This is a genomic window from Jiangella muralis (assembly GCF_001270745.1).
Taxonomy (GTDB): domain Bacteria; phylum Actinomycetota; class Actinomycetes; order Jiangellales; family Jiangellaceae; genus Jiangella; species Jiangella muralis.
Window position 1 is genome coordinate 368,764 of record NZ_LFXL01000010.1, and the last position, 17,932, is coordinate 386,695.

Here is a 17,932-nt window from a genome sequence, read left to right on the forward strand (position 1 = left end):
CGGAAGGGCTCCTGCTCGGGGTGGTCGGGCACAGCGCGACCGGCAGCGCGAACTCACCGCGATGAGGGAGCCGGTCTAGCGGACCCCATCGCGGCAGCTAAGCAGGAGGCTCGAACGCCGCACGGACAGAGACTCTAGCACTGCCTCAGAAGCCGAGCTTCCCGAGCTGCTTCGGGTCACGCTGCCAGTCCTTGGCGACCTTGACGTGCAGGTCGAGGTAGACGGGGGTGCCGAGCAGCCGCTCGATCTGCGTCCGCGCGTTCGTGCCGACTTCGCGCAGCCGGGTGCCCTTGCGGCCGATGACGATGGCCTTCTGGCTGTCGCGCTCGACGTAGAGGCTGGCGTGGATGTCGAGCAGCGGCTTGTCCTCGGGGCGGTCCTCGCGCGGGATCATCTCCTCGACGACGACGGCGATGGAGTGCGGCAGCTCGTCGCGGACGCCTTCGAGCGCGGCCTCGCGGACCAGCTCGGCGATCAGCGTCTCCTCCGGCTCGTCGGTCAGCTCGCCGTCGGGGTAGAGCGGCGGGCCCTCGGGCAGCTGGGCCAGCAGCAACTCGGTGAGCAGCCCGACGCGGTCGCCGGAGGTCGCGGAGACGGGGATGACGTCGGCCCACTCGATGCCGGTCTCGGTGCCCAGCTCGGCGACGGCGGTCAGCTGCTCGGCCAGCCGGCCGGCGCTCACGAGGTCGGACTTGGTGACGACGGCCAGCTTCGGGGTGCGCCTCAGGGCGGCCAGCTCGGTGGCGATGAACCGGTCGCCGGGGCCGACGGCCTCGTTGGCCGGGATGCACAGGCCGATGACGTCGACCTCCGCCCAGGTGGTGCGGACGACGTCGTTGAGCCGCTGGCCCAGCAGCGTGCGCGGCCGGTGCAGCCCGGGGGTGTCGACGATGATCAGCTGGCCGTCGGGGCGGTGCACGATGCCGCGGATGGCGTGCCGGGTGGTCTGCGGGCGGTTCGACGTGATGGCGATCTTCTCGCCGACGACCGCGTTGGTCAGGGTCGACTTGCCCGCGTTGGGCCGTCCGACGAAGCAGGCGAAGCCAGAACGGAAGCCCTCGTAGTCACCGATCACGGTGTCGAGTCTCCCACTTTCGGCGCCGCCGCGACGCCGAGTTGTACACTCGTACCAGTTTTCTGGTACAGTCGTACAGGAATTCGGTTGACAGGAGGACATCATGGCGTGGCTCTACGTGATCGTCGGCGGGCTGTTCGAGACGGCCTTCGCGATCTCACTCAAGGAGTCGCACGGGTTCACCCGGCTCTGGCCGACGGTGAGCTTCGCCGTCACGGTCGCGATCAGCATGGGGCTGCTCGGCCTCGGCCTGCGCGAGCTGCCGGTCGGCACGGCGTACGCGGTCTGGGTCGGCATCGGCGCGGTCGGCACGGCGATCGCCGGCATGCTGTTCTTCGACGACCCGGCGACGTTCCTGCGCATCGCGGCGATCGGGCTCATCGTGTCGGGCGTGATCCTGCTGAACCTGTCCGGCGGATCGGGGCACTGATGGCCACGGCGAAGGGCGAGCAACGACGCACCGCGCTGGTCCGCGCCGCCGCCGAGCTGCTGCAGGGCGGCGGGCTGGAGGCCGTCAGCCACCGCGCGGTGGCGGGCCGGGCGGGGCTGCCCCTCGGCGCCACGACGTACTACTTCGCCGACCTGACGGAGCTGCGCCGGGCCGCCGTCGACACCCTGGCCGACGACGACGTCGCGCGCATGGCCGCCGCCGTCGAGGCGCTGCCGGCCCGGCGGCGGGGCGCGGCCGCGGCGGCCCGGATGATCGCCACCCTGCTGACGCCGGACGAGTACCCCGCGCTGGTCGCCTGGTATGAGCGGTACGTGCTGGCCGCCCGCGAGCCGTTGTTCGCGGCGGCCGCCCGGCGCAGCAACGCGGCGGCACTCGAGAGCGTGACGGCCGTACTGGAGCGGTCCGGGCTGACGGCGGACGTGCCACCGCACGTGATCCTCGCGGTGGTCGACGGCGCGGTGCTCGGCGCGCTGGCCGACGGCGCGGAGCTGACGGGGGTGCGCGCGGCGGCCGCCGACGCCCTGTCCATGATCATCGGCGATCGACCACACCATCGTGTGGAGGATCGCCGATGATCATGGGGCGAATCAGCGGCGGCGCAGCGCCTCGTCGATCTCCGGGTCGCCGAGCTGGCTCAGCCAGGTCAGCAGCTCGGGGTAGGTCGACGGGTTGGCGGCGACGTACTTGCGCAGCCCCGGCTCCTGGGCGGCGATGTCGGCCAGCGTCTGCAGCGGCGTGTTCGGGTCGAGCGCCGTGCGGGCGTCGAACCCGGGCGCGCCGCTGACGGCCGGCTGGTCGACCCGGGTAGCCGGCTCGACCCGCTGCTGGTCGATCCGGGTGGCGGTGTCGTCGGCAGCGGACTGGCCGACGGCGAGGCCGCTGATCGGGCCCGGCTTGGCCTCGCCACTGAGCAGGCCCTCCCCGGCGGCCGCCGGCTTCGCGTCGTCGGCGGGGACCTCCGGGCTGGCCGGCACCTCGCCGCCCTCGGGGTCGTCGGCGGCCTTGGTCTCGGCGGGCTCGGCCTCGGCCTTCGCGTCGGCCTTCGTCTTCACGTCGTCGGCCTTCGCCTTGGTCGCCGCGGCAGCCTTCGCGTCGTCGGGCTTCGCCTTGGTCTCCGCAGCGGCCTTCGCCTCGTCGGCCTTCACCTTGGCGGCGTCGGCCTTCGCCTCGGCCGGGCGGGCCGCCGCGGCACCGGCGGCGGACGCGGCCGCACCGGTCGCGGCCCCGGCCGCCGCGGGAGCGGACGCACCGTTGCCGTTGCCGTTGCCCGGCAGCACGCTGCTCAGGTTGAGCTGGCTGGCGCCGACCGGGCCGTACTCCGCGCGGACCGACGGCGGCGCCGTCAGCACCACGAGCAGCGCCACCCCGACCCACCAGAGCACGCTGATGATCGCGGCGTCGACGACCGCGACGGTCCCGTCGTCGGAGGCGCCCAGGATGGCGGCGACGACGATGCCCAGCAGGATGAACACCCCGCCGGCCACGACCGCGATGGCCCGGCCCGCGTTCGGGTCGCGGACCAGCGCGTTGCGGCCGACCAGCGCGGCCAGCGCCAGGATCAGCATGAGCACGAGCACCACGATGCCCAGGCCGCGGCCGTCCTCGACCCCGATGATGCCCAGCACGTACAGCACGGCACCGGCGGCCGCGGTGACCATGACCAGCTCGAACATCCGGGTGCCGACGCCGGACCAGTAGGCGGCGCCGGGGGTCTGCCGGTACTGCGACCGGAGCCCGGGCGCGGCTGCCGCGACGGCGAGGGCCGGGACGAGGATCAGCTGCGGGCCGAACGTGCTCAGGCTCCAGGAGTCGCGCATCGTCTGCTCAGCGCCGAGCTGCCACACGCCGACGAACAGCGCCACGAGACCCACCAGCAGCAGCACGTCGCGCCAGGCGCCGTCGCCGCGGAGCACGCCCAGCAGCGGCAGCGCGGCCAGCGCCAGGAAGAACAGCATCGAGACGATGACGGCCGCGACGACCTCCCAGTCGGCGCCCTCGGCGGCGTCGGTGAGGAAGGTGATGATGCTCACCAGCGTCAGCAGCGCGAACAGCCCGCCGATGCCGAGCGTGATCCAGCGCCACACCGCGCCGTCGCCGGTCGGCGACTGCTCGGCCTCGCGGCCCTGCGCGGCCAGCAGCGCGCCGGCCAGGCCGAACGTCATGCCGACGCCCACGCCGTCGCCGTTGTTCTCGCCGACGTAGCCGAGCACCAGTGTGATCAGCACGACCACGACGTACGGCGCGTTGGCGGCCAGCCGGGCCAACCGCAGTTCGGCCGTCCCCCACGACGTCGGCAGCACGCCGCCGCGCTTGAGGTAGGGCAGCGACAGGGAGAGCACCGACAGCAGCGTCACCAGGACGACGTAGACCTTGCCGGTCACGGTGTCGGTGAGGTCCCACGGCATGCCGAACGAGACGAGCAGGAGCACGAGCGCGACGATGTCGCGGGCGTAGTCCAACACGGGGATGTCCGCGAACGGGTTGCGCGCGGCGCCACCGGCGGGCACGCCTCCGGACGCGGGCGTGCCACCGGGCGCGGGCATGCCACCGGGCGCGGCGGCACCGCCGGGCGCAGAAGCGCCCGGACCGGCCTGTGCCGGAGCGGCCGCCTGGGCCGCCGCGGACGCCGTCATAGGCGCGCCGCAGTTGCCGCAGTACGCCGAACCCGTGGCCGGCGCCCCGCAGTTGCTGCAGAAGTTCATTCGTATCTCCGTCGTTTTCGGTCGGTCGCCTCGGAGGTCGAACGGCCGCACGTTAGCGCACTCGGATGCTGATGGCTACGAACGCAGCGCCGTGATGGGCGTGCCGTTGGGACCCGCGACGTACACCGGTATACCCGGTCCGCCGAGATCCGACACCACCGCGGTGTCGACGACGCCGGCGTCGTCACTGGTGACGACCGCCGCGGCCTCGAGCCCGGTGGCGCCGCTGGACACCGCCGACGCGACCGCCAGCTGCAGCGCGGTGAGGCGCAGCGACGGCAGCGCGACGTCGGCGGCGGCGTAGGTGCGGCCGTCGGCGTCGCGGACGGCGGCGCCGGCGGGCGCCCCGGTGCGGGCCCGGGCGGACCGGGCCAGGATCAGGATCTTCTGGTCCTCGGGGTCGAGTGCGTCGCTCACGCATGCTCCTCGTGCGGCTCGTTGTCGGTGACCTGAACGAGCCGGCTCACCCGGACGGTTCCGATGCGGTTGCGGCGGCCGGACGGGTCCTCAGCGACGAGGCGCAGCCCGGCGACGACGACCTCGGCCCCGGCGATCGGGACCCGGCCCAGCTGCTTGGCCATGAGACCGCCGACGGTGTCGACGTCGTCGTCGGACAGCTCCAGCCCGAACAGCTCGCCGAGGTCGTCGATGTGCAGCCGGGAGCTGACCCGGACCACGCCGTCGTCGAGGGTCTCGACGCCGTCCTCGTCGGCGTCGTACTCGTCGGTGATCTCGCCGACGATCTCCTCGAGGATGTCCTCGATGGTGACCAGCCCGGCGGTGCCGCCGTACTCGTCGACCACGACGGCGACGTGGGTGCGCTGCGCCTGCATCTCGCGCAGGAGGTCGTCGGCCGGCTTGGAGTCGGGCACGAAGAACGCCGGCCGGAGCACCGATTCGACCCGCTCGACGGACTCGGCGTCGCGGTTGTCGTAGAGGCGGCGGGCGACGTCCTTGAGGTAGGTGATGCCGACGATGTCGTCGAGCCCGCCCGGGCCGACCGCCGGGATGCGGCTGAACCCGCTGCGCAGCGCCAGCGACTGGAACTGCCGCAGCGTCTTGTGCGCCTCGATGAACACGACGTCGGTGCGCGGCACCATGACCTCGCGGACCACGGTGTCGCCCAGCTCGAACACCGAGTGGATCATCTGCCGTTCGCCGGACTCGATGATGCGGCCGGCCTCGGCGAGGTCGACCAGCTCGCGCAGCTCGGCCTCCGTCGCGAACGGACCCTCGCGGAAGCCCTTGCCGGGGGTGAGCGCGTTGCCCAGCAGGATGAGCAGCCGCGGAATCGGGCCGAGCACCCGGGTGACGCCGAGCAGCAGGCCGGCGAAGGCCAGCGCGATGCCCTCGGCGTGCTGCCGGCCCAGCGTGCGGGGCGCGACGCCGATGACGACGAACGACACCACGACCATGCTGCCGGCGGCGACCAGCAGCGTCTGCCACCACGGGGTGAAGAACTCCTCGCACACGACCGCGACGATGACGACCGCGGCGACCTCGCAGGCCATGCGCAGCAGCAGCGCGGTGTTCAGGGCGGGGACGGGGTCGGAGGCAACCCGCACCAGCGCGTCGGAGCCGCGGCGGCCCGCGCGGTGCAGCTCCTCGGCGCGGGTGCGCGAGAGGCTGGTCAGCGCCGCCTCGGACATCGCGAACAGCATCGCGACGACCACCAGCACCGCCGCCGAGACCAGCAGCCAGACGGTGGACGCACCACCCGCGGTGGTGGCGGAGTCACCGGCGGCCAGGACGGCGGCGGGTAGCGGTGAGGCGTACATCAGCGGCCGCCTCCTCGGGCGGTCCGCCAGTCGATCAGCAGCTGCTTCTGCAGCGCGAACATCTCTTTCTCCTCTTCCGGCTCGGCGTGATCGTAGCCGAGCAGGTGCAGGATGCCGTGCGCCGTCAGCAGCTCGAGCTCGTCCGCGGTGCTGTGCCCGGCGGCCTTGGCCTGCGTGGCGGCGACGTCGGGGCAGAGCACGACGTCGCCCAGCAGGCCGGGCTCGGGCTCGGCGTCGTCGGGCGTGGGCCGCAGCTCGTCCATCGGGAAGGACAGCACGTCGGTGGGGCCGGGCTCATCCATCCACTGCACGTGCAGCTGTTCCATGGTGTCGGTGTCGACCAGCAGGACGGCCAGCTCGGCGAGCGGGTGGATGCGCTGGTGGTCGAGGACGAACCGGGCGAGGTCGGACAGCGTCTTCTCGTCGACCTCGGCCCCGGACTCGTTGTTGACCTCGATGGTCACGGGCGCCGGCCGGGAACGCGCGACCGCCCGTTGCCCTGTGCCGCCTCCTGCGCGGCGTCGAACCGGGTGTACGCCTCGACGATCTCGCCCACGAGCCGGTGCCGGACGACGTCGCGGCTGCTCAGGCGGCAGAAGTGGACGTCGTTGATGCCGTCGAGGATGCCCTCGACGACGCGCAGCCCGCTGGTGGTGCCGGCCGGGAGGTCGACCTGGGTGACGTCGCCGGTGATGACCATCTTCGACCCGAAGCCGAGCCGGGTGAGGAACATCTTCATCTGCTCGGCGGAGGTGTTCTGCGCCTCGTCGAGGATGACGAACGCGTCGTTGAGCGTGCGCCCGCGCATGTACGCCAGCGGCGCGACCTCGATGGTGCCCTCGGTCATCAGCCGCGGGATCGAGGTGGGGTCCATCATGTCGTGCAGCGCGTCGTACAGCGGCCGCAGGTACGGGTCGATCTTCTCCGACAGCGTGCCGGGCAGGAAGCCCAGCCGCTCGCCCGCCTCGATGGCCGGGCGGGTGAGCAGGATGCGGCTGACCTGCTTGGCCTGCAGCGCCTGCACGGCTTTCGCGACCGCGAGGTAGGTCTTGCCGGTGCCGGCCGGGCCGATGCCGAAGATGACGGTGTGCTTGTCGATGGCGTCGACGTAGCGCTTCTGGTTCAGCGTCTTCGGCCGGATGGTGCGCCCGCGGCTCGACAGGATGTTGGCCGTGAGCACCTCGGCCGGCCGCTCGCCGGTGCGCGAGCGCAGCATGGCCACGGTGCGCTCGACGGCCTCGGGCGTCATGCCCTGCCCGGTGCGCAGCACGGCCACCATCTCGTCGATGACGCCCTCGGCCTCAGCGATGTCGCTCGGCCGGCCGGTCATCGTGATCTGGTTGCCGCGCACGTGGATGTCGACGCCGGCGAAGGACGACTCGACGACCTTGATGAGCTCGTCGGCCGACCCGAGCAGGCTCACCATGGAGATGCTCGTCGGCACGACGATGGTGTGCTGGGCGGCCTGCGGTTCGGCCTGTTCTGTCTTCGTCATGGGCGGCCTCGCGGGGCCTCTCACGCCTGCTTCCCGTCTCGATGGCGCTGTTCAGTGGATGTGTTGAATGCTACCTGCGAGCGCTGACAAGTCATTCCGATTTTGTCGGCCGGCTCAGCCAGGCGGCCAGGTCATCGCGCGTCCGCCGAGCACGTGCCCGTGCACGTGGAACACCGACTGACCGGCCTGCTCCCCCGTGTTGAACACCAGCCGGTACGCCTCGATTCCCTCGCCCGCCGCGACGTCGGCGGCCGTCCGGACCAGTTCGGCCAGGGTGTCCGGCGCGGCGGCGGCGAGCGACGCGACGTTCGGGTGGTGCTCGCGCGGCACCACCAGCACGTGCGTGGGCGCCTGCGGCGCGAGGTCGCGGAACGCGAGCGTGCGCTCGGTCTCGCGGACGACGTCGGCCGGGATCTCGCCGCCGGCGATCTTGCAGAACAGGCAGTCGGCGTCTCGGGTCACTCGTGCCTCCGGTGCTTCGGGTAGGTGGATGGTAGGCCACCGACGGGACCCGCGGGCGGCCGGTGCAACCAGGCGCCCGCCTCGCGCGTCATCACAGCGAGAGGCCACCGCCGGGCGGGGTGTCCTCACCTGACCCATCGCCGCCCGCCCGTACCCTCTGGAGCCATGTCGAACTCGCCCGGCGACCCGCAGCCCGACCCGTCCCTCGACGCCGAACCGGCCGAGCCGGCCGAGCCGCCGCGCAAGCGCCGCCGCAACCGCAAGGTCCTGGTGATCGTGCTGGTGACGCTGCTGGCGTTGCTGCTCGCGGTGGCCGGCGGCGCGTTCTACTTCGTGAACCGCCTGTCGTCGAACATCGAGCGCATCCCCGACGCGTTCGACATCCCGGAGACCGCGCGGCCGGCCGAACTGCCCGGCGACAGCATCACCTTCCTGCTGGGCGGGCTCGACGGCGAGGACAAGGTCGACGTGTACGAGCCCGGCGCCGCGCGCACCGACACCATCATGCTGGCGCACTTCCCGGAGGGCCGCGACCGCGGCTACCTGGTCTCGATCCCACGCGACACCTACATCGAGATCCCCGGCCAGGGCGAGAACAAGATCAACGCCGCCTACTCGTTGGGCGGGCCGGCGCTGTTCGTGCAGACCATCGAGGAGCTCACCGGCATCCGCGTCGACCACCTCGCGCTGATCGACTGGAACGGCTTCCAGGCGCTCACCGACGAGCTGGGCGGCGTCACCATGACGTTCGACGAGGAGACCCCGCTGGCCGACGGCGACGACCCGATCCCGGCCGGCACCCACACGCTGACCGGCGAGCAGGCGCTGCAGTACGTCCGCGACCGCAAGGACCTCCCCGGCGGCGACTTCGACCGCGTCAAGCGGCAGCAGAACTTCCTCCGCGCGCTGATGAACGAGCTGATCTCGTCCGGCACGCTGACCGACCCCGGCAAGGTCAACGGCGTCGCCGGCGCCATCGGCCAGGCCGCACGGGTCGACGAGGAGCTCAGCGCGTTCGGCATGGTCGACCTCGCGCTGTCCATGCGCGACCTGCGCGCGGACGACATGACGTTCCTGACGGTGCCCACCGACGGCACCGGCATGGCCGGGGCGCAGAGCATCGTCGTCTACGACCAGGAACGGGCCGGCCAACTGTGGACTGCGCTCGCCGAGGACGACATGGACGCGTTCCTCGCCGCCAACCCCGATCTCGTCACCGGCGACGACGTCCGCTGACCCCCGTTCGGCTGAAGATCGACGGCCCGATCCCCTACGGTGGGGCGCGCATTCGGTAAACCGGCGCCGCCGGCAACGCGTCAGTAGGGGTATGTGGTGCAAGACAGGACCGGGTCCGAGGCGGACGACGCCATCACGGACCTGTACGCGGCGCACTATGTCCGCCTCGTCCGGCTCGCCACGTTGCTGCTGGGCAACGAGGCGGTGGCCGAGGAGGTCGTGCAGGACGCGTTCGTGGCCCTGCACTCCCGCTGGCGCCGGCTCCGCGAGCCGGCCGCCGCGGTCGCGTACCTGCGCACGTCCGTCGTGCACGGCAGCCGCTCGGTCCAGCGCCGCCGCGGCGTGGCGGCCCGTCACCCGGACGAGCCGCCCGGCCACGCGCCCAGCGCCGAACAGGTCGCCGTCGGTGGCGCCGCCGCCGACGCCGTCGTCGAGGCGCTACGCGGACTGCCGCACCGGCAGCGCGAGGCGCTCGTCCTGCGCTACTACGGCGGTCTCTCCGAAGCGGAGATCGCGAGCGCGATGAAGATCAGCAACGGCGCCGTCAAGAGTCACGCCTCTCGCGGGCTGGCCGGGCTGCGCGAGGCGATGGCGGACTGGTCGTGAGGAGGCAGCCGTGAGCACGCCGGAGAACTGGACACCGCAGGAGCGGCAGCTCCACGACGCCCTGCACCGCTCCGCCGAGCGGGTACAGCCGGGCCCCGACGGCCTGGCGCGGATCAGGAGGAGGACGGCGGTGGTTCCGATGTGGCGACGACCGGTGGTACTCGGGCTCGCGGGGGCGACGGCCCTGGCCGCGGCCGTGATCGTGGGCGGCGTGATCGCCCTGAACGACGGCGACGACGACGCTCCCGTCGCCTCCCAGACCTCCACGTCGCCGGCGCCCTCGCCGAGCGACACGACGGCACAGACCGCCCCGCCGACGACGCCGCCGGCCGAGACCACGCCGCCGGCGCAGTCGCTGACGGTTCCGGTCTACTACGTGGCCGACTCCGGCGACGGGCTCCGGCTGGTCCGCGAGTTCCACGCCATCGAGACCTCCCTGACGCCCATCGCCGCCGCGGTGAACGAGATGCTGACGGCGCCGCCGGCGGACCCCGACTACAGGAGCCTGTGGGCGCCCGGCGTCGAGGTGACGGCGGCTGATCTCGCCGACGGCGCCATCGTGGTCGACCTGAGTGCGCCGCCGACGGCCGGCGAGGACCCCGATCTCGCCGCCCAGCAGCTGGTCTACACGGCGACGGCGGCGGCCGCGAGCGCCGGCCAGGACGGCTCGTTGCCGGTCCGCATCACGGTCGGCGGGCAGGACCCCAGCGAGCCGATCGGCCGGACCGACCCGCTGGAGGTCCGGCAGCTGGTGCAGCTCAACGACCCCGCCGAGGGCGCGACGCTGCCCAGCCCCGTCACGGTGACCGGCGAGGCCGCGGTTTACGAGGCGAACGTGCTGTGGGAGCTGCGCCGCGACGGCGAGGTGGTCGACTCCGGGAACACGACCGCCGAGGAGTGCTGCACGTTCTCGCCGTTCAGCCTCGAGCTCGACCTGGAGCCGGGCGCCTACCAGATCGTCGTCAGCGAGAGCGACGAGTCCGGCGGTGAGGGGCGCCCGCCGATGAGCGACTCGCGCACGTTCACCGTCGAGTAGGCGTCAGGCCCAGCGGGCGGTCTTCGCGAGGACGATCCCGGCGGCGACGGTGCCTGCGGTGGACGTGCGCAGGACGGTCGGGCCGAGCCGGGCGACGACGGCGCCGGCGGCGGCCAGCTGGTCCAGCTCGTCCGGCGCCACCCCGCCCTCCGGGCCCACGACCAGCAGGATGTCGCCGTCGTCCGGGAGGTCGACGGCGGCGAGCGGCGCGGTGGCCTCCTCGTGCAGGACGACGGTTCGCGCCGCTGCCGCGGCCCGGGCCGCCAGCACGGCCGTCGGGACCGGGTCGGCGACGGACGGCAGCCAGGCGCGGCGGGACTGCTTGGCCGCCTCGCGCGCCGTCGACCGCCAGCGCCGCAGCGCCTTGTCGCCGCGCTCCCCCGTCCAGCGGACCATGCAGCGCTGCGCCGCCCACGGCACGATCTCGTCGACGCCGACCTCGGTCATCGTCTCGACGGCGGTCTCGCCGCGGTCGCCCTTGGGGATCGCCTGCGCGACGACCACCCGCGGCCTCGGCTCCGGCACGTCGACGCGCTGCTGGACCTCGCAGGTCAGGCCCTGTTTGGTCGCCCCGACGACGACGCAGCGGGCCAGCTGCCCGGCGCCGTCGGTCAGCTCGACGACCTCGCCGGGCGCGATGCGGCGCACCACGGCGGCGTGCCGGCCCTCGTCGCCGTCGAGGATGACGACGTCCGACCCGCGCAGCGCCGCGGCGTCGGCCAGGAACACCGGTGCGGTCAGTTCAGCCCGTCCTTGAAGGCGTCGCGGATGCGGGTGAAGAAGTTGCCGTGAGCGCCGGCGGCGCCCGGGCCCTCGACCCGTTCCTCGTTCCGCAGCCCGGCCAGCTCGCGCAGCAACTCTTCCTGCCGCGCGTCGAGCTTCGTCGGCGTCTGCACCTCGAGGTGGATCAGCAGGTCACCGCGGCCGGTGCCGCGCAGCTTCGGGACGCCGCGGGCGCCGAGCTTGATCACCTCGCCGTGCTGGGCGCCGGCCCGCACCTCGATCGTCGTCGGGCCGTCGAAGGTCTCGAGGTCGACGCTGGTGCCGAGTGCGGCCGCCGTCATCGGCAGCTGCAGCGTGCAGTGCAGGTTGTCGCCGTTGCGGCTGAACACCGGGTGCGGCGTGACCGCCAGCTCGACGTAGAGGTCGCCTGCCGGGCCGCCGCCGGGGCCGACCTCGCCCTGGCCGGTCAGCTGGATGCGGGTGCCGTTGTCGACGCCCGCCGGGATCTTGATGGTCAGCGTGCGGCGGGTGCGGACCCGGCCGTCGCCGGAGCACTCGACGCACGGGTTCGGGTTGACCGTGCCGAAGCCCTGGCAGGCCGGGCACGGGCGGGTCGTCATGACCTGGCCCAGGAACGAGCGCTGCACCTGGCTGACCTCGCCCTGCCCCTGACACGTCGGGCAGGTGACCCGGGTGGCGCCCTTCGCGGTGCCCTCGCCGTGGCACACCTCGCACACCACGGCGGTGTCGACCTGCAGCTCCTTGGTGGCGCCGAACACGGCGTCGGCCAGCTCGATCTTCAGCTGCACCAGCGCGTCCTGGCCGCGGCGGACCCGGCTGCGCGGGCCGCGCGCGTTCGTCCCGCCGAAGAAGGCGTCCATGATGTCGGTGAAGGAGAACGCGCCGCCGAAGTTGCCGCCCGCGCCGCCGCCGCTGCTGAGCGGGTCGCCGCCGAGGTCGTACATCTCCCGCTTGCGCGGGTCGTTCAGGACCTCGTAGGCCGTGACGACCTCTTTGAAGCGCTCCTGCGTGGCGGGGTCGGGGTTGACGTCCGGGTGCAGTTGCCGGGCGAGGCGGCGGTAGGCCTTCTTGATCTCCTCGCTGGAGGCGTTCTTCGGCACGCCGAGAACTTCGTAGTAGTCGGTGGTGGGCACCCTGTGTCTTCCCTAATGAGCCGCGAGAATCTTGCTGACGTATCGAGCGACGGCGCCGACGGCCGCGATGGTTCCTGGGTAGTCCATGCGGGTCGGGCCGACCACCCCCATGCTAGCCAGGGCCAGTTCGCCCGGCCCGTAGCCGGAGGTGACGACGGACGTGGCCGAGAGCCCGGTCTGCGCGTTCTCGCTGCCGATGCGGACCCGGACCGGGGTGGGGCTGGTGGCCTCGCCGAGCAGCCGCAGCAGCACGACGTGCTCCTCGAGCGCCGACAGCAGCGGCTCGAGCTCGCGGTCGAACTCCTGGCCATAGCGGGCGAGGTTGCCTGTGCCGGCCACCGCCACCCGCTCCTCGTGCCGCTCGATCAGCGTGGTGAGCAGCGTGCCCGTGACCGCTGCGATCGTCGCGCGATCCTCGGGGCCGAACCGGTCCGTGAGTTCCGTCACCTGCGCCTCGACCGTCGCGAAATCCTGCCCCACGGCGAGCGCGTTGATGCGCGCCCGCAGTTCCCCCACCAACGCGTCGTCGGCGTCGGACGGGAGGTCGACGATGCGCTGCTCGACCCGGCCGGTGTCGGTGATGAGCACCACCAGCACCCGCGCCGGCGCCAGCATGACCAGCTCGACGTGGCGCACCAGGGACCGGCTCAGCGACGGGTACTGCACGACCGCCGCCTGCCGGGTCAGCTGCGCCAGCAGCCGCACCGTCCGCGACACGACGTCGTCGAGGTCGACCGCGCCGTCGAGGAACGTCTGGATGGCCCGCTTCTCCGGCGACGACAGCGGCTTCACCGTCGACAGGCGGTCGACGAACAGCCGGTACCCCTTGTCGGTGGGCACCCGGCCGGCGCTCGTGTGCGGCTGGGCGATGTAGCCCTCTTCCTCGAGCGCCGCCATGTCGTTGCGGATGGTCGCCGGCGACACCCCCAGATGGTGGCGATCGACCAACGCCTTCGACCCGACCGGCTCCTGCGTGGCGACATAGTCCTCGACGATCGCCCTGAGGACGTCGAGCTTGCGGTCATCGACAGACAACCGGGCACACCTCCCGCAGCGCATTTGGCACTCGACCCTGGCAAGTGCCAATTCTACGTGCTCCCGGTCGCTCCCGTCTTTCCTCGCAGGTCAGGCCGCCGTTCGCCGCTTTGCTGCCGTGCGCCGTTTGGCCGCACGTTGGTCGTCCCCCTGGCGCCCATTCTCTTGGCCGCACCTATCAGGGGGACGGGGGCAGTCTGGGCACGCCTCACTTCACCCGCGCCGGGATCACCTCGCCCGCGTCAGCACCGCATGGCCGCCGCCGCCGACGTTCATCCGGTGCTACGGCGGGTGACGTGCCCACGAGACGAGTGACGTCGACGGCCTGGGCCGTCTTCGATAGCCAGAATCGTCCAACGGTGCACCGGCAGGAACGGCCAACCGCAGCCAGCCAGCCGAACGGCGAACGGTGCAGAGGGCGGGCTCTGCCCGCACTTCCCCCGTCCCCCTGATAACTGCCCGCACTTGGCCGCGGTGCCGCGGGTCAAGCGGTCATCGCCGCGCGAAGCGCCATCAGTCCGCTTGAGGCGCGGTGCCGCGGCTAAGAAAATGGGCAGCAGGGGGACGGCCCACTGCCGCAAAGCGGCGAACTGCGGAACCCCGGCGAACGTGGCGCCCCAACGCACGGTCGGCCAAACCCACGTCCGCAAACGCACGGCCGCCGAGGCAACCCTCCCCCGGCGCCCGGGCCGGCCGACTTTGTCAGTGCTGGCACGTACGGTGCGAACGTGCCGGATATCCGCTTGTCGTCCGCGTCGGAGCCACCCCGGCGAAGAGGCCGACAGGCGATGTGACGTAGGTCACGTCCGATGCGGGAAATATCCGGGGATGCCTTCCCCGTTTGAGATCACGTCAAGCTCAACCGGGGAGCCATTCCCCGGTTCAGGAAACGGGGAGAAGATCTCCGTTTCGTCGTTCGACTCGAAGGGGGAATCATGGGCGGCATGGCGACAGCCGAGCGCAGGGCACAGCCGGCACGCGTCGACGCCACCCGTAACCGTGAGCGCATCATCGCCGCGGCACGCGAGGCGTTCGTCGAGCACGGTCCCACCGTGCCGCTCGACGCCATCGCACACCGCGCGGGCGTGGGCAACGCCACGCTGTACCGGCACTTCGCCGACCGGCACGAGCTCATCCACGTCGTCGCGTCGTACTCGCTGGCTCGCATCACCGAGCAGGCCGAGTCGGCGCTCGCCGAGGAGACCGACGCGTTCGAGGCGCTGCGGCGGTTCGTCCACCGCGCGGCCGACGAGCGGGTCGGCGCGCTGTGCTCGCTGCTGTACGAAGGCTTCGACAAGAACGATCCACACGTGATCGACGCCAGGGTCCGGATGGAAGCGGTCGTCACCGAGCTGATGGACAACGCTCGCGAGGCCGGCCAGCTGCGATCCGACGTCGGCATCGGTGATCTCATGGTCGCGATCACCCAGCTGACCCGGCCCATCGCCGGCACCGCGTGTGCTCACGTCGAACGCTTCATGCACCGCCACCTCCAACTCCTCCTCGACGGCATGCGCGCGCCCGCCCGCTCGGAACTCTGCGGCACCGCGGCCACCTTCGAGGACTTCGAGACCACGTAAGCCACCAGGCGGGCCGACGGCGGCCCGGCCCTGCTCAGAACGCTTTCTCACGTCACCCTGATTGGACTTCGTCATGCCTGAAACACAGCTGCCTGACCCCAGGCGGTGGCGGGCGCTGGCGTTCATCGCCCTCGCTCAGCTGATGGTGGTGCTCGACGCCACCATCGTGAACATCGCGCTCCCCTCGGCGCAGGCCGACCTCGGCATCTCCGACGCCAACCGGCAGTGGGTCATCACGGCCTACGCGCTGGCGTTCGGCAGCCTCCTGCTGCTCGGCGGCCGCATCGCCGACATGTGGGGCCGCAAGAACACCTTCCTGACCGGCCTCGTCGGCTTCGCGGCCGCGTCGGCCCTCGGCGGTGCCGCCGTCAACGAGGCGCTGATGTTCGCCTCCCGCGCGCTGCAGGGTGTCTTCGGCGCGCTGCTCGCCCCGGCCGCGCTGTCGCTGCTGGCCGTCATGTTCACCGACGGCAAGGAGCGGGCCAAGGCGTTCGGCATCTTCGGCGCCATCGCCGGTGGCGGTGCGGCGCTAGGCCTGATCCTCGGCGGCGTCCTCACCGAGTATCTCGACTGGCGCTGGGTGTTCTTCGTCAACATCCCGATCGCCGCGTTCGCGTTCATCGGCGCCGTCACCTCGGTGCACGAGCCCGACGGCACCCGCAACCGCGCGCCGCTCGACCTCCCCGGCACCGTGCTGGGCACGCTGGGCCTGGTGGCTCTGGTCTACGGCTTCACCCGCGCCGAGACCGAGGGCTGGAGCGAGACCGGCACCATCTCGATGTTCGTCCTGACGGTGGTCCTGCTGGCCGCGTTCGTGCTGGTGGAGCGGAAGGTGAAGGAGCCGCTGCTGCCGCTGCGCGTCGTGCTCGAGCGCAACCGCGGCGGGGTCTACCTCGCGCTCGGCCTGGCGGTCATCGCGATGTTCGGCCTGTTCCTGTTCCTCACCTACTACCTGCAGGTGGTCAAGGGCTACAGCCCGATCCGCTCCGGCGTGGCCTTCCTGCCCATGGTGGTCGGCATGGTCATCGGCTCGACCCAGCTGGGCGCCCGGCTGATGACTCGCGTCCCGGCGCGCTACCTGATGACGCCGGGCCTGCTGGTCGCCGCGGTCGGCATGCTGCTGCTCACGCAGATGACCGTCGACAGCTCGTACGTCGCCCTGCTGCTGCCGGCGCAGATCCTGCTCGGCCTCGGCCTGGGTACCACGTTCATGCCGGCCATGAGCCTGGCCACCTTCGGCGTCGAGCCACGCGACTCCGGCATCGCCTCGGCGATGATCAACACGTCGCAGCAGGTCGGCGGCGCCGTCGGCACGGCGCTGCTGAACACCATCGCGGCCACCGCCACCACGTCCTACATCACCACGCACGCCGGCGGGCCCACCCCGCCTGAGCTCGTGCAGTTGCAGGGCATGGTCGAGGGCTACACCACCGCCATCTGGTGGGCTGTGGGCATCCTGGTCGTGTCGGCGGCCATCGCGTTCTTCTTCGTGAACGCGACGCCCGACTCCGAGCAGGCCGCCTTCGACGAGCTCGACGGCGAGGGCGAGGCCGCCCCGGTCATGATCCACTGACCGAGGTCAGCCACGCCCGCACGAGACTGGGGCCCCGTCGTCCGGCGACGGGGCCCCTGCCATGTCCGATTCGTGTCGCTGCCGCACCCAAGCCCGCTGAGCGGCTAGCGTCACCGGACGTGGGCTCCTACAACGATCGCTACGGCCGCGACGTCCTCACGAACTCCCCGCACCCGAAGCGCCCGGTCAGCACCCAGGAGGCCGCCGTGCCGGGGCTGGTCGTCGAGGATGTGCAGACGGGGTACGTCGGCGCCGTCGTCGAGGTGGACAAGCACGGCGTGCTCCTGGAGGACCGGCACGGCAAGCGGCGCGCGTTCCCGCTCGGGCCCGGGTTCTGGATCGACGGCAAGCCGGTCGAGCTGGTCCGCCCCACGGCGCCGCCCAAGAGCGGCCGCATGGTGTCCGCGTCCGGCTCGGTCGCCGTGCTGGACCACAAGGCGCGCACGGCGCGGGCCAGCCGCATCTACGTCGAGGGCAAGCACGACGCCGAGCTGGTCGAGAAGGTGTGGGGCCATGACCTGCGGGTCGAGGGCGTCGTCGTCGAGGAGCTGGGCGGCGCCGACGACCTCGCCGCGGTCGTCGCCGAGTTCCAGCCCGGCCCCGGCCGGCGGCTCGGCGTCATGCTCGACCACTTGGTCGCCGGCAGCAAGGAGACCCGCCTCGCCGACACGGTCCGTGGCGGCCCGCACGCGGACGCCGTCCTCATCGTCGGGCACCCGTACGTCGACGTGTGGCAGGCGGTCCGCCCGGCCGTGCTGGGCCTGAAGGCCTGGCCGGACGTGCCGAAGGGCGAGCCCTGGAAGGAGGGCGTGCTGCGGCGGCTGGGCTGGCGCGGCGAGACGTGGGAGGCGTGGGCGCACATCCTCGGCAAGGTCACGACCTACACCGACCTCGAGCCGGCCATCCTCGGCCGGGTCGAGGAGCTGATCGACTTCGTGACGGACCCGTCTACAGACCGTCCCTGATCGTCATCAGCTCGTCCTGTGTCACGTCCTGGTCCCCAGTCGCGCTTTTCGGCCGTTTCGG

The 17,932-nt window shown here is 72.2% G+C and carries 18 protein-coding genes; 8 read left to right on the forward strand and 10 right to left on the reverse strand.

Annotation, left to right across the window (positions count from 1 at the left end; genetic code table 11):
- Positions 1-145: 145 nt before the first annotated feature.
- Positions 146-1,075, reverse strand: a complete 930-nt coding sequence (gene era, locus ACW62_RS19700; RefSeq protein WP_053205799.1) for a GTPase Era — start codon at positions 1,073-1,075, stop codon at positions 146-148.
- Between the two features lie 103 nt (positions 1,076-1,178).
- On the opposite strand from era, the gene ACW62_RS19705 reads away from it, so the two are divergent.
- Complete coding sequence (locus tag ACW62_RS19705) at positions 1,179-1,505, forward strand: DMT family transporter (protein ID WP_053205800.1); 327 nt, start codon at positions 1,179-1,181, stop codon at positions 1,503-1,505.
- Positions 1,505-2,101, forward strand: a complete 597-nt coding sequence (locus ACW62_RS19710) for a TetR/AcrR family transcriptional regulator (RefSeq protein WP_053205801.1) — start codon at positions 1,505-1,507, stop codon at positions 2,099-2,101. Before ACW62_RS19705 ends, ACW62_RS19710 begins: the two co-directional genes overlap by 1 nt.
- Before the next feature lie 12 nt (positions 2,102-2,113).
- Here ACW62_RS19710 and ACW62_RS19715 read toward each other — a convergent pair whose 3' ends face one another.
- The 6 genes from ACW62_RS19715 to ACW62_RS19740 all read right to left on the reverse strand — a co-directional run bounded on the left by ACW62_RS19715 (position 2,114) and on the right by ACW62_RS19740 (position 7,963).
- Positions 2,114-4,228, reverse strand: a complete 2,115-nt coding sequence (locus tag ACW62_RS19715) for a zinc ribbon domain-containing protein (protein ID WP_053205802.1) — start codon at positions 4,226-4,228, stop codon at positions 2,114-2,116.
- Between the two features lie 75 nt (positions 4,229-4,303).
- The gene (locus ACW62_RS19720) at positions 4,304-4,645 is read right to left on the reverse strand and encodes a cytidine deaminase (RefSeq protein ID WP_053205803.1); all 342 of its coding nucleotides are present in this window, start codon (positions 4,643-4,645) and stop codon (positions 4,304-4,306) included.
- Entirely contained in the window at positions 4,642-6,006 is a 1,365-nt protein-coding gene (locus tag ACW62_RS19725) for a hemolysin family protein (protein WP_083459948.1), read from the reverse strand. The genes ACW62_RS19720 and ACW62_RS19725 overlap by 4 nt, the downstream gene beginning before the upstream one ends.
- On the reverse strand, positions 6,006-6,470 hold the full coding sequence (gene ybeY / locus ACW62_RS19730; protein ID WP_053205804.1) for an rRNA maturation RNase YbeY: 465 nt from the start codon (positions 6,468-6,470) through the stop codon (positions 6,006-6,008). Before ybeY ends, ACW62_RS19725 begins: the two co-directional genes overlap by 1 nt.
- On the reverse strand, positions 6,467-7,501 hold the full coding sequence (locus ACW62_RS19735) for a PhoH family protein (RefSeq protein WP_053205805.1): 1,035 nt from the start codon (positions 7,499-7,501) through the stop codon (positions 6,467-6,469). The genes ybeY and ACW62_RS19735 overlap by 4 nt, the downstream gene beginning before the upstream one ends.
- Before the next feature lie 114 nt (positions 7,502-7,615).
- A complete protein-coding gene (locus ACW62_RS19740; protein WP_053205806.1) occupies positions 7,616-7,963 on the reverse strand; it encodes a histidine triad nucleotide-binding protein in 348 nt (115 codons plus the stop codon).
- A 165-nt stretch (positions 7,964-8,128) separates the two neighbouring features.
- Here ACW62_RS19740 and ACW62_RS19745 point away from each other — a divergent pair, with 165 nt between their 5' ends.
- The 3 genes from ACW62_RS19745 (at position 8,129) to ACW62_RS19755 (ending at position 10,841) form a co-directional block, all read left to right on the forward strand.
- Positions 8,129-9,199: an LCP family protein gene (locus ACW62_RS19745; RefSeq protein ID WP_053205807.1), complete on the forward strand. Its 1,071-nt coding sequence runs from the start codon at positions 8,129-8,131 to the stop codon at positions 9,197-9,199.
- A 96-nt stretch (positions 9,200-9,295) separates the two neighbouring features.
- Complete coding sequence (locus tag ACW62_RS19750; RefSeq protein WP_205629476.1) at positions 9,296-9,805, forward strand: SigE family RNA polymerase sigma factor; 510 nt, start codon at positions 9,296-9,298, stop codon at positions 9,803-9,805.
- A gap of 10 nt (positions 9,806-9,815) precedes the next feature.
- Positions 9,816-10,841, forward strand: coding sequence for a Gmad2 immunoglobulin-like domain-containing protein (locus tag ACW62_RS19755; RefSeq protein ID WP_083459950.1), 1,026 nt, complete (start codon positions 9,816-9,818; stop codon positions 10,839-10,841).
- Between the two features lie 3 nt (positions 10,842-10,844).
- Here the strand turns inward: ACW62_RS19755 and ACW62_RS19760 are convergent, their stop codons facing one another.
- From ACW62_RS19760 to hrcA, 3 genes are read right to left on the reverse strand one after another with little or no spacing between them, the layout of a single operon-like run.
- A complete protein-coding gene (locus ACW62_RS19760; RefSeq protein WP_053205810.1) occupies positions 10,845-11,582 on the reverse strand; it encodes a 16S rRNA (uracil(1498)-N(3))-methyltransferase in 738 nt (245 codons plus the stop codon).
- A complete protein-coding gene (gene dnaJ / locus ACW62_RS19765) occupies positions 11,579-12,718 on the reverse strand; it encodes a molecular chaperone DnaJ (protein ID WP_053205811.1) in 1,140 nt (379 codons plus the stop codon). The genes ACW62_RS19760 and dnaJ overlap by 4 nt, the downstream gene beginning before the upstream one ends.
- A gap of 12 nt (positions 12,719-12,730) precedes the next feature.
- Positions 12,731-13,777 carry a heat-inducible transcriptional repressor HrcA gene (gene hrcA / locus ACW62_RS19770; protein WP_053205812.1) on the reverse strand — a complete coding sequence of 349 codons (1,047 nt, stop codon included), beginning with the start codon at positions 13,775-13,777 and terminating at the stop codon, positions 12,731-12,733.
- A 911-nt stretch (positions 13,778-14,688) separates the two neighbouring features.
- On the opposite strand from hrcA, the gene ACW62_RS19775 reads away from it, so the two are divergent.
- From ACW62_RS19775 to ACW62_RS19785, 3 genes are all read left to right on the forward strand, one after another.
- On the forward strand, positions 14,689-15,333 hold the full coding sequence (locus ACW62_RS19775; RefSeq protein WP_053205813.1) for a TetR/AcrR family transcriptional regulator: 645 nt from the start codon (positions 14,689-14,691) through the stop codon (positions 15,331-15,333).
- Positions 15,334-15,406: 73 nt separating this feature from the next.
- On the forward strand, positions 15,407-16,906 hold the full coding sequence (locus ACW62_RS19780; protein ID WP_053205924.1) for an MFS transporter: 1,500 nt from the start codon (positions 15,407-15,409) through the stop codon (positions 16,904-16,906).
- A gap of 119 nt (positions 16,907-17,025) precedes the next feature.
- Positions 17,026-17,871 carry a DUF3097 domain-containing protein gene (locus ACW62_RS19785; protein ID WP_053205814.1) on the forward strand — a complete coding sequence of 282 codons (846 nt, stop codon included), beginning with the start codon at positions 17,026-17,028 and terminating at the stop codon, positions 17,869-17,871.
- Positions 17,872-17,932: the final 61 nt, after the last annotated feature.